This is a genomic window from Luteimonas colneyensis (assembly GCF_014836665.1).
Classification (GTDB): domain Bacteria; phylum Pseudomonadota; class Gammaproteobacteria; order Xanthomonadales; family Xanthomonadaceae; genus Luteimonas; species Luteimonas colneyensis.
Window position 1 is genome coordinate 50622 of sequence record NZ_JACSQJ010000005.1, and the last position, 12023, is coordinate 62644.

Annotated in this window: 8 protein-coding genes; all 8 read right to left on the bottom strand. The window is 65.0% G+C overall.

All coding sequences use genetic code 11. The features are described 5' to 3' along the window. Positions 1–6 precede the first annotated feature (6 nt). Positions 7–4878 carry an AAA domain-containing protein gene (locus tag H9645_RS09765; protein ID WP_191729517.1) on the bottom strand — a complete coding sequence of 1624 codons (4872 nt, stop codon included), beginning with the start codon at positions 4876–4878 and terminating at the stop codon, positions 7–9. A gap of 68 nt (positions 4879–4946) precedes the next feature. Then, the gene (locus H9645_RS09770; protein ID WP_191729518.1) at positions 4947–5432 is read right to left on the bottom strand and encodes a VanZ family protein; all 486 of its coding nucleotides are present in this window, start codon (positions 5430–5432) and stop codon (positions 4947–4949) included. Then, positions 5429–6559, bottom strand: coding sequence for a glycosyltransferase family 4 protein (locus tag H9645_RS09775; protein ID WP_191729519.1), 1131 nt, complete (start codon positions 6557–6559; stop codon positions 5429–5431). Before H9645_RS09775 ends, H9645_RS09770 begins: the two co-directional genes overlap by 4 nt. Then, entirely contained in the window at positions 6556–7398 is an 843-nt protein-coding gene (locus tag H9645_RS09780) for a carbohydrate deacetylase (RefSeq protein ID WP_191729520.1), read from the bottom strand. The genes H9645_RS09775 and H9645_RS09780 overlap by 4 nt, the downstream gene beginning before the upstream one ends. Next, entirely contained in the window at positions 7395–8561 is a 1167-nt protein-coding gene (locus tag H9645_RS09785) for a carboxylate--amine ligase (RefSeq protein ID WP_191729521.1), read from the bottom strand. Before H9645_RS09785 ends, H9645_RS09780 begins: the two co-directional genes overlap by 4 nt. Next, on the bottom strand, positions 8558–9613 hold the full coding sequence (locus H9645_RS09790; RefSeq protein WP_191729522.1) for an EpsG family protein: 1056 nt from the start codon (positions 9611–9613) through the stop codon (positions 8558–8560). The genes H9645_RS09785 and H9645_RS09790 overlap by 4 nt, the downstream gene beginning before the upstream one ends. Next, positions 9613–10731, bottom strand: a complete 1119-nt coding sequence (locus H9645_RS09795) for a glycosyltransferase family 4 protein (protein ID WP_191729523.1) — start codon at positions 10729–10731, stop codon at positions 9613–9615. Before H9645_RS09795 ends, H9645_RS09790 begins: the two co-directional genes overlap by 1 nt. Then, positions 10724–11917: a glycosyltransferase gene (locus tag H9645_RS09800; RefSeq protein WP_191729524.1), complete on the bottom strand. Its 1194-nt coding sequence runs from the start codon at positions 11915–11917 to the stop codon at positions 10724–10726. Before H9645_RS09800 ends, H9645_RS09795 begins: the two co-directional genes overlap by 8 nt. Positions 11918–12023: the final 106 nt, after the last annotated feature.

The following is a 12023-nucleotide window of genomic DNA, read 5'->3' on the forward strand; positions in this document are numbered from 1 at the left end:
CGCGCGTCAGGAGGCCACGAGGGTATCCGAGTCCACCTCAACACCCGCATCTGGATCAAATGCACAGAACGTCATGGACCGCGCATGAAGGCTACGGAAAGCCGCGGCGGCGCCCAAAGGCTCGATACCATGGCGCCGCAAGGTCGCCAACAGATCCTCCACGACATCAGCGCGGTGCAGGACGAAGTTGGAAGCGAAGCAACGCCAGAACGTCCACCCGGCCCGCTCAAGCACGCGCTGGCGACGGATGTCGTGTTCCCACTGGTCGGGGCCGTGATACCGGTCGCCGTCGCACTCGACCGCCAGGCGGGCGTCGTTCTCGCCTTCGATCACCATGTCGATCCGATAGCTGCCGACCCGCACCTGCGGAATCACCCTGTAGCCACGCTGCACCAGCTCGTCGAACACTTCCCGCTCGAACGGGGATTCGCAGCGCGACCGCAGATCGACTGCCTCCTCCTCGTTCTGGGCGAAGGGAGCGCGGAAGTGCTCGATAAGCCGCCGTCGCAACACATCGTTCGGGCTTAGATCCTCCAGGGCGACGCTGCGCACCAGATACATCCGGTCCCGCGCGCGTGACGCCGCGACGTTGTACCGCTGCGCGAACAAATGCTCGGACGCAACCGCGGGACGGTCCGAGACCACCATCGACAGGAACATGATGTCGCGCTCCTTGCCCTGGAACGTCCGCGCGTCGCCGAATGCCAGCTGGTGGCGCTCCACCACCGCCTCGCCGAGCTCGCTGTTCACCAGGTCCCAAACGAGCTTGGCCTGCTCGCTGCCCAGCAGCGAAACCACGCCGATCGTCTTGGTCGCCATCGCCGGGTCGGCCACGATCTGGCCGATCTCGCGCACGATGAACTGCGCTTCCGCCCGGTTCGTCTTGCCGGTTCCACGCGCTCCATCCAGCACGTGGACGTCGACCAGGGGAGGATCCAGCCGCTCGGATTGCCTGGGAACACGCAGCGGCCTCAGTTCATGGTCGTAGAACTCCCGTTTCGAGTACTCGATGATCGGCTCCACGCAGCGGAAATGCTCGCGCAGCATCACGGCGCCCTGGGCGAACACCACCTTGAACAGGTCGTAGATGGAACGGTCCGGCGACATCTGCGCCCGGTAGATGTCGACCTGGTTCTGGAGATGCTGGGTCATCAGCGCGCCCACGCGTGCCGCATCGATCCCGACGCCGTCCGGCGAAACCTGCTTGTCGTCGCCGACGATCAACACCTTCTTTGCACGCAGGATCGCCGGGAGGGCGGTCAGGTCCGACTGCGACGCCTCGTCGATGATGACCAGATCGAAGCCGCCCAGCTCCACCGGAAGGGATTCGCAGATCCTGTAGTGCGGCATGATCCAGCAGGGCACGGCTGGACTGGCCTTGTCGGCAGCCTCGCGAGCGTCTTTTCTGAAACGCGGGGCGCGGATGCCGGTCCCCTTGCCGATCCTCTTGATGGCCGTGCGATACGCTTCCAGCGCAGAACGCACCGCGGGACTGGCCTTCCGGGCCATCTCCAGCCACGTGCGGCGCGCCACCGCCTCCTCGTACAGCCTGGCGAGCGCTGATTCGAAATCCGCGCGCTCCCGGCTCAGCCGCTCGAGCTCCTGCCGCCCGTCCATGTCCTGCACCGCGCTCAACAGGCGGCGCAGCCTCCAGCACTGCCGCCAGTTGTCGGGCAGGAGCGGGTCATGCTGCGGATGCGGAGGATCGTGCCTCAGCTGCTCCGCCCACCGCACGGCACCGCTGGCCGCGATCAGCTGCGTCGTCGCGGACACCGTCCCCACGGCGGGCAGCAGCCTATGGCAGCGTCGCAGCTCCTCCAGGATCGCGAGCCATTCCGACCTGAGCGTGCTCTCGTCCACGCTCCCAGCACCGACGCGTTCCTCGAGGAACTGCCTGATCCGCCCCACCAGTCGACCGTGCGCGCCATCGAGCGCACCCAGGAATGCGTCTTTGACCTGCCAGATGCTGGCCAGGCGATTCCGCGTCAGGTTGTGCTCGAGGACCTGGCGGACACCGGCGATCCCGTCCTGGTCGAGCGGTACCCGCGGCCGGTCTGCCCACGCCGGGAAAAGGTCGACAAGCAGCCCGAGCAGCTCGGCTTCGCCGTGCACGACGCGGAGCATCTTCCGCCACCCCTTGATGACGTCTTCCGCACGCGTGGGGAACGCGTGGACCGTTGCGATCGCCGGAATCCCCAGGTCCGGCACCAGCGCGTTCCACCGTGCCAGCAGACGCGTCAGGTCCTGCAGCAGGGCCACGTGGCGCGCCACGTGCGCCCAGTCCGAGGGGGTTGCCGGCGCCATGCCCTCCAGGCGGATGCTGCCGAGCCGCTGTTTCCCGGCCGACTTGCCGAACAGCCCGGCGACACCGAAGGGACGCTGCCCCTTGGCAAGATTCCCGATGCCGGCGACGACCTCGGCATCGGCCAGGGCCTCGTCCGGGATCTCCACCGGTCTGGCGAGAAGCCGCGCCCTCTCTTCCAGCGCAATGACGACCTCACCGCCCAGTGCATCGAAGACCGGCAGGAGCCCTTCCGTCATGCCGACCTGTCGGACGCGCGCTTCCAGGCGGGACAGCCAGTCATCCCCTACAGCGTCGACCGCGGCGCGCTCCACAAGCAGCGCTTCGGCCTTCGCGGCAGCCACGAGCGCCGCCTCGATCGTCTGCTGCTCGGCATCACGCAGCGCTGGCACCTCCTCCGACGCCACCTGCGCGTTCAACTCGGCCAGGCGGCACAGATCAGCGTGCGCCTGGATCAGCCTGTCCGTGGACGGGAAGGCCTCGACCTTCGGAAGCGATTCCCGCACCAGCGCCATGTCATCGGCCAGCCGCCTGCGGGCGTCCCTCAGGGCCACGATGTCCTCATCGTCGAACCCGGGCCGGTGCATGTCCTGGGGGGTGAGCGGATCAGGAATCAGCGTGGCAGCCGCCATGTCCGTCGCGACCTCGCGGGCAAGGTCCACGGGACGGATCTCCTCGCCGTCCATCACCACGGGCTCCAGGTTCTTGCGCGCCCATTTCGCAATGGCCCCATCCACGGCCGCAATCCTGGCGTGGGTCTGGTCGACCTCCGCGTCCAGGCGCTGGACCGCCTTCATCTCTGCCGGACGGTTGATCCTCGCCACCTCGGCGGAGATCCTTGCGATCGCGTGCTCGAACTGCTTCATCCCGTCGGCTTCGCTGCTCAGGAGGCTGATTGCGAGGGCACGGATATCGTCCGGAAGCTTGTCCCGCAGCACCGCGAGCGCCGGGTCCTTCATCGACGTCACCAGCACCCGCTTTCCGTTGGCGAGGTAGTGGCAGATGACGTTGGCGATCGTATGGGTCTTGCCAGTGCCCGGAGGCCCCTGCACCACCACGCCATCGTAGGCGTCGAGCATCTGGACGATCTGGACCTGCTCGTCGTTGTACGGCATCGGAAAGTAGAGATCCCGCGCCCGCTCCGACTTCCCGGCGTTCCAGTCGATATTGGAAAGGCCACGATAGGCCTGGAGGGGCAGGTCCGAGACCTCGGTTCCAGGATCCGACACGATGGAAGCGATCGCCGGCGGCAGCAGGTGCACGTCCTGCTGCAGCAGGGTCTCGAACCGCTCCAGGTCATGCACGAAGAGGCTTCTGCTTCGCGGCCGCGCGAACAGCGCCCAGGTGTTCGTCACCACGAGCTGATCCGTGGGCGGCGGGAGCTTCGCGCCGGAACCGGCCAAGTCCAATTGGACGAACGTACCCCGTCCGTCCAGCAGTCCGCTCGCGGTCTTGAGAACCGGCTCGAACGTGCTGGCCTCGAACGGATTGACGCTGGCCTCCAGCGAGGCGAGGAACTCCTTGCCGCTCCGGGCTACATCGGCCACCCGCGGCAACTCCATCACCCGGTAGAGATCGAGCTCCACCCGGGCCTCGAGCAGGCGAGGCCGAACACTGATCGCGTGGTCGTCCCCATCCACCGAAAGCTCGGCCAGCTTGGTGATCAGCGGATAGCGAATGGGCCCGCCAGGGCAGTCCCAGACCGCCACGCCGATGCCCATCACCAGCTCCAGCTCGGATTCGACAATGTTGCCTTGCAGCTTCTGGTGCAACGCGAACAGGTCCGCGTACAGAGCAATGCTCCGGCGCCGGGTCTTCTCCTCCGCCGCCCACGGCTGCCAGGTGCCGCGGAGATAGGCCGCCAACTGGATGTCCGCCTCTTCCCTGATTCCAAGCGCGTCCAGCGTGAAGAAGTCGGTTGGCGCGTCTTGTCCCGGCTCCGGCAGTGTCAGGCCCAGCTCGACAGCGCGTTCCTTCGACAGGCGCTTCTGCAGTACCGGAACTGCTGCCGGATTGGTCGACTGCGCGATGACTGCCCGCAACAACCGGTCGCTTGGCGGTGGGGGTTCGGTCTCCCGGAGGCGCTCGACGCGGATCCACACCTCGTCGTGGTCGCCGTCTCGCGCAGGAAAGCTGATGCCCGGGAGACCCGACAGTTCGCCCGCATAGCGCCGGAAATCGTCGTGCTGCTCGATGGTGCGTGGAGGCTGTCCACGCAGCAAAGCCGTCTGCTTGACGAAGTCCAGCAGCTCGCGCAACCGCGTCACGATCATGGGGTCCCCCTGTTCAGCCGACGCTTCCGCCGGTTCGATCACGTCTTCCATTCCGGTCGCCGGTATCCCCGGGGCCGGCTCCAATGCTGCATCCGGCGGGGTGTTTGCCACGAGGGTGCCGCCCTTGGCCCGCTTCTGCAGGCGCTCGACCTTGCGTGCGAGCGTCTGGGCTCTCGGCACCCGCCGGTACCGCAGTTCGGCGGCAATCTGGTCGAGGGACCACGGATGGGTCCCTTCGTCGACGTTCCGCACCATGTCTTCAAGCTGTTCGATGCGCTTGTTGAGAAGCGGGCGCCTGGTCATTGAAAGCCGTGCATCATCCGTGGGTCCGACGCAGCCATCTTAAGCAATTCTCGCGCCAGCTTTCCCCCTTACCCGCCCTTCCCCTCACTCGCGCGGCGCGCCCTCGCCGCAACCACGCAGCACACCGACCCGAGCAAGACGCCCACCAGCCCGCCCAGCACATTCAGCGCCGCGTCCTCGACCTTGGGCTGGCGCCCGTCGGTCAGCCATTGCGACAGCTCCGCGGCGACGCCGAGCGCGGCGACCAGCGCCACCCCGCGCCAGTTGCGGATGTCCCGGCGGGCCAGCCACAGCAGGAACCCGAGCCAGCCGAAAACGATCAGATGGACCCACTCCGGCGGATCGAGCGGCGTCGCGCGCGTGAGGTCGTACCACCCGTGGACGCGCTCCATGCCGACCAGGCCCGCGAGCATGGCCGTCGGCAGGAACAGCACCGCGGAGACCGCCAGCGCGGATGCCACCAGCAGGGCCGCGACCAGCGGGTGGCTGCCACGTCCCAGGAGGATCGCGACGCCGAGCGCCAGCACGGCCAGCAGCAGGTCGGCCCCGGTCATGACGCGGGCAGCAGCTCGCGGTACACGGCAAGGGTGCGTTCGATCACAATCTTCTCGTCGAATTCCGCCAGCGCCTTGGCGCGCGCGGCCTTGCCGAGGCGGGTCGCAAGCTCCGGATCGTCCTGCAGGCGCGCGATCGCCCGCGCCAGCGCATCCGCATCGCGCGCGGGCACCAGCAGCCCGTCGACGCCGTCGGTCACGACGTGGCGGCACCCGGGCACGTCGGTGGTGACCAGCGGCAGCGCGCAGGCCGCGGCCTCGATGAGGCCCTTGGGCAGGCCCTCGCGGTAGCTCGGCAGCACCACCATGTCGACGGACGCGAACAGCGCGGGCATGTCGTCCACGTGCCCGAGCCACTCGACGGTGCCATCGGCCACCCACTCGCGCACCGTGGTCTCGGGCACGGCGGCGGGGTTGCCGGGATCCGGATCGCCGGCCAGCAGGAACTCAATCGTCCTGCCCTCGTCCCGCAGGCGGCGGGCGGCGGCGATGTACTCGGCCAGTCCCTTGTCCCACAGCAGGCGCGCGGCGAGCAGGACGCGCAGCGGCCGGCCGGCCGGCGCCGACGGACGCACCAGGAAGCGCCCGCAATCCACCCCGGAACCCGCGATCAGGCGCACCTGTGCAGGATCCACCAGACCCGCCTGCGCGAACAGTGCAACGTCGTCCGGGTTCTGCAGGACGAGCCGCGCACCTTGTCCGCCGAGGGCCAGCCGCAGCAGCGCGCGCACGACGGGGCGCAGCAGCCGGGCCTTGGGCGAATCGCTGATGAAGACGTACCCCATGCCGGCCACCGCGTTGACGCGGCCCGCCACACCCGCCAGCCGCGCGGCAAGCGCGCCGTATACGGCGCACTTGATGGTGAAGCCGTGGACCAGCGCTGGGCGCTCTTTGCGGAACAGCGACACCAGCCACGCCAAGAGCCTGACTTCGCGCAGGGGGTTGAGGCTGCGACGGTTCATCGGAACCGGTTCCCAGCGCAAGCCGAGCGCGCGCAGCTTCTCGCCATAGGGGCCGGGGGGTGAGATCAGCAGCAGGTCGTGTCCACGCTGCTGCAGCGCCAGGGCGAGTGAGCGGCGGAAGTTGTAGAGGTACCAGTCGGTGTTGGCGAAGAGGACGAGCTTCATGCGGGCAGGTCGTCGTAGCTTCCGATACGAAAACCGAGTGACCGCGCAAGCTCACCCAGTTCCCCACGGCGAAGCCACCGATACTCCGCCTCACCGACCGCCCCGACCCTCGTATACCCCTCCATTGCTGCAGCGCTCGTGACCGGGTGGACCATAAGCTCAAAAACACCAGGCGGCGCGTTCTTCAGGATCTCTCTGTAATTCGCGATGGAAAGATGGCCGCCTGCGCCTCCGAGATCGAACACACTCCCTAACCCGTCATTCCAGCGTACTCGACCGCGCCAACGCCGCACGGATGTCCCTAAGGCAGCGCCAAGCACGGCACGGCGTGCCCGTCTTGCCAAGCTGCCAGCTTGGCCAGATGCAACCCATGGCACGCGCATCGGGATCCGCTCGCGTGCGCAAAGCTTAGCCACGGCCGAGAAGACCGGGCTAAACGCGTGCACGTGTTGATGGCTATCCACATGAGTGACGCGCAAGCCGTGTGAACGGAGACGCTGAAACTGTGCCTCCAACTCCTGCTCAACGGCGTCCTGCGGCAACCGCCCGGCCAATGCCTGTCGTCCAAGTCGACCGCGGTCGCGAAAGTTCCCGGCCGAGTCGACGAGCGTGAGAACGGCAGGGAGGCCGAGGAGCGGCTTGCCCCATGTGAGGTTGAAATGCAGGCCGACGCCCAACCCTGGATTGGCCTTTGCGAGCGTTACCGCCTCCGCGAACCCGGGCGTGTTGGCCATCAGGGTCGTGCTGGAAACGCTACCGGCTCGGAAACACTCGATGATGCCGGCATTGGCCGCCGCGTTTAGCCCGAAGTCGTCAGCATTGACGATCAAAAGTCTCATGCCCAGCGCTCCAGAGCCTTGCGCACGAACCCGAATGGTTCCACCAGTGCAGGAACGGGATCCCGGGCCTGGAACACCGGCCAGCTACGCTTTCCCGCCGCGCCTGCACTCGAGATGTCCGGCGAAGGGAAGATGAAATTCCGGGTCCGCCGATAGAACCCCGATGACGCAACATCCTTGAAGAGATAGCGCCAAAGAACGTCTTGGCTGGGTTCTGACTCGTTCAGAACGGGCTGGTCGGTCATATCCCGCAAGGCAGCCTCGATGATCCTGCAGCCGGCATCATGCGTGATCTGGAACCACAGGGTTGGCCGCGGATTGATCTCGATCATCTTGAGGCGCCCATCGCGCGGGTCGCGCTTGTACTCAGCACCGCAGATGCCATGGAACCCAATCCTGTCCAGAAACCGCAGGGTGAGATCTAAGGTTTCACGACAAGGCTGGCTAGTCACGAGCGAGGCAGAGCCAAAGCCCGAAGGGTACTGCCGCAGCTTCCTCCCAGTGAAAACCTGCCGCGGCTCCCCGTCACGCGCGATGTATCCTCCGAACAACGTGATCTCAGATTCCGCACCGGGGATGATCTCCTGCACCAACCATCCGCCTAACTCCTCCGGCATAGCATCAACGTGAGAGAAAAACTCCCCGCGAGTTCTCGCCAGCAGTACCTTCTTGCCTTGCAAGTAATGGCGCGCCCGGTGGATAAGCGCCGGTTTGAGAATGCAGGGAAAGGGAATCGCATCACCCAAAGCGCGAAGGGATTCTCGACCGTCCGCCTGCCAAACACCAGGTGTATCGACGCCGTGCTGGTGGCACAACGCATTGAAACGCTGCTTGTCAAGAAGCGACTCAGCCAGTCCGGTGTAGGCAGAGAAGAACTGCGCATGTTCAGCGATATGGGGAGCGGCTAGCATCACCCTCTCGATCCACTGATCACTGGTGGGAATAAGCAATGGTCGACGGCCATCTCTCGCATTCGCGCGCAACCAGTCAACGAGCCCATCGGTTCCAAGCACATGTCGAATGGACACGAACCTAGAGCTGAAAGCACATCCAGGGGCAGTATCCAGCACCCCAACCCGAAGTCCTGCCCGCGACGCTTCGCGCACCGCGTAGAGCCCTGTCGGAGAACTGCCAAGCACTACAACATCGATCGATACGCTCATTGCAGCAACCAGCTCTGATAGGGGATATAGCAACTCGTCCCGTGGCGCGACATCGTGAACCAGGACACGATATAGAGCCCATACATCGCAAAGGGGATCCCCCACGCAAGCCGCCGACTGGTGGGCGCGAACGCGCACTCCACCACGCACAGCAGGGCCAATAGGCTTACCGGAAGCACGTAGAAAGTCAGGCGGTGCAAGGCGACACTCGAGACGCCACCAACCAAGACCAGTGCCATCGTGATCAGCATGAAAATCCACAAGAGCGGATAAAGCGTGGGGAACGCCGCTTGCACCTTCCCTCGCTTCCACCAGCACAGAAAAAGGGGAGTTGCCGCGATCGCGTAGCGAATCCATGCGCCACCAGCGGAGTTCTCTCCATAGATCTGGTCCACGTAACGGGCGCTGTAGACATCGAGCCGCTCGCCCAACAGCATGCCAGCCAGCGGCGCAAGCAGGATCACGCCCACTACCAAGTACTTAGCCGAGATTTGTCGACGTGCAAGAAGAGCCATGGGCAGGAACGCGATGGCGGATTCATGGAACAGGAACGCCAGCCCAATCCAGCCAGCGGTGAGCCACTGCCGACGCTGGGTGAATGCAACGTAGGCGAGCATCAATAGGGCCGTTGCAGTGGCCTGCCGCATGCCCGACATACCCAGCTGCACCACGAGGATGGGGATGGCGATCGCCACAAATGCCATCGGCCTCGGGGCCAATCGCGAAAAACGGACCAGCCCCCACGCGTACAGGATCGCACAAAGCATCACCACGCCACGGAACCCCCAGCCCAAGTCCCGCGACAGGATATTGATGATGTGAAAGCCGCCCTCCCCCATCTGCAAACCCTGAAGCCAGCCAACAGTAGCGGGATACAGAGACTCGTAGCGCGCGGCGTAGGCAGTAAAGTCGCAGCCGACCTCATGCCGAGTACCGATAAATAGCGCAAGGAAAACACCGGTCAGGATCGCCAGGTGCCAACTCCGCCGAGGTGATCGGACGAGGAAGGCAGATCCGGCGGCCAGTAGGTAGACCAACAAGTAGACGTGCATCAGGCGCTTCCCTTACCGAACCGCCCATCCGTGACGACCGTCCTCAGCAATGTGGACATCTGACCAGCGATGACACGGGGCGCGAACCGCTCCTGCACCACGCGGCGTGCCGCGACTGCCATAGCGGCGCGTTCCGCGGGCTGATCGACGAGCAGCGCCAAGGCAGAGGCCCAGTCATCGGGTGTCCGGCACAACAGTCCGGTCGCCCCGTGGTGGATGAGCTCCAAGTTGTAGCCGATGCCTGTGCATACCGGAACCACGCCGGCCGCCATGTAGGTACGCGCCTTACCGCCGGATTTACCCTTCGCCCAGTCCTCCTCTGGAAGAGGCATGAGTCCGATGTCCCAACGATCGAGCGCCTCGACCTCGCCGCCCAACGACCAGGGCAGGAGGGTCCAGGGCACGCCTTTCATTGCGAAGTCCCCACCGCCCATCAACTCGAATCTTACGTGCGGGTAGCGACGGGCGACGTCCTGCAGCACCGGCTCAATGAGCCGCAGGTATTTAACGGTGGAAGTAGAGCCCAGCCAGCCAATCACAATCTGCTCGCCCGGTGCTTTGGTTGTCGGCCCACTGAAGCGGCTGGCATCCTCGGCCACCTCCAGCGTGACTGCTGTCGCGCCATGCGCGACCGCTTGGTCCCGCAACCAGTTGTTGCCGGCAACCACCAGGTCAACCAACTGGAACAGATCGCGAACTTTACCCGGCGCCCTAAAGAGGCTTGCCAGCGGGTTGTAGCGGCTGGGTTTGGCGATGAACAGCGCGTCGTCGTAGTCGAAGACTAGCCGTGCGCCAGAACGTTTCAGCCAGCGTTCGAGCCAAGGGGGACCGAACGGAAGCAACTCACGCTGCATATAGATCGCATCGTATCGTCGGTGCCGGCGCAGCACCCACAATCGGCGGAGCACGGCGACGAAGGTCCGCACGAGCTTGTTCCCTGTTCGACCGGGGGAGAAGCTCAACGCATACAACGCATCATCCATGAACGACTGCACCTCGCACTGGACCCCGAACTCCTCGAGATACGCCAGGTACTGATGCACCCGGTAACGACTGGAAGCTCCGGCGATCGGGTATCGGGTGAGGAACAGTACGCGGAGGGATGCCGGATCAACCACTTGCCATCGCCTCGTAGATCGTTCGATAGCGCTTCACGCCCTCGTCCAGGGAAAAATGCCGGCGCGCACTGGCGACGCACCGCTCGGCCACGTCTTGCTCGCCGCACAGATCCAGCAACGCCGATACGCCGGACTCCAGTCCTGCGGGGTCCATAGCATCCACGGCGACTCCGACCCGGTCACCTACGAGAACCTGAGCCATGTCTCCGACCCCCGTATTCGAGAGGCAGGGGATCCCGCAGCCGAGGAACTCGGCAAGCTTGGTGGGCGCGGACGCCTGCTTGGAGAACACCGGTTTGATGAAGAACACCCCGGCATGCATCCGCCGCATCTGTGCAGGCACTTCCGTGTGGGATGCCTGCATCAGCTCGACAGCGTCCTCCGGAACTCTGGCAGCGTCGAGCCGCTCCCGGATATAGGCGTGCGCATCCCGATTGATGATAAGGAACCGTGCATCCGGACGAAGCCGCCGCACCACCCCGAAAGCAGCAACGGCCGCGTCGAACAGATACCAAGTGCCGGCGGATCCCACGTAGCCGAGGGTGAACGGCTCGTCCTTGCTGTCTGCTACCGGACTGAAGCGCGCTAGGTCCGCACAGGTGGGAATGACGGACATGGGCGGTGCGCGGTCCTGCAGGTAATCGAACCCGGCCATCTCAGTCACCCCAGCATGTGTCAGGGACACAACGTGGTCGGCGTCGATAAGCAGCTTGCGCTCGAACCACTTCGCAACGCGATACATCCGGCCATTCCGAGGCCACAACCCACCGTCAACTCGCTCATCGACCCAGAAGCCACGCATATCGAACAGAAAACGAACACCAACCGCCTTTTTGACAAGCAACGCCATGATCCCAGCGACGTAGCTGCGCGCATGCACGATGCCGAGGCCGTGACGCCTGGCTAACCGAATGCCCAATGCCGCGCCCCAGCCGATGTCCCAAAGCGTGGCCAGCGTCGACGGCCGCTTGTGGTAGCGGAGGCAATGCCAGTGGATGCCAGCTGCACGTATACGGCGCCGAACGGCCTCTACCTTCGCTCGATCGGCAAGGTCGATGGGGCGTTCGAAACTGAGGATATGCACCGGTCTTTCGGAGGCTAGGTTCTCCTGGTAAGCAAGTACCTGCGACTGACCAAGCGGCTCCAGCAGGCCGGTATATGAAATGAGAAGAACGCCAACGCTCATGACAGCATCACCCGGCCCGGCCCGTAATCCAGCGACCGATTCTACGCCTGAGGGGAAGATCGAACTTCCTCTCGGCAACCACGCATGCGACTGGAAGAACTAAAAC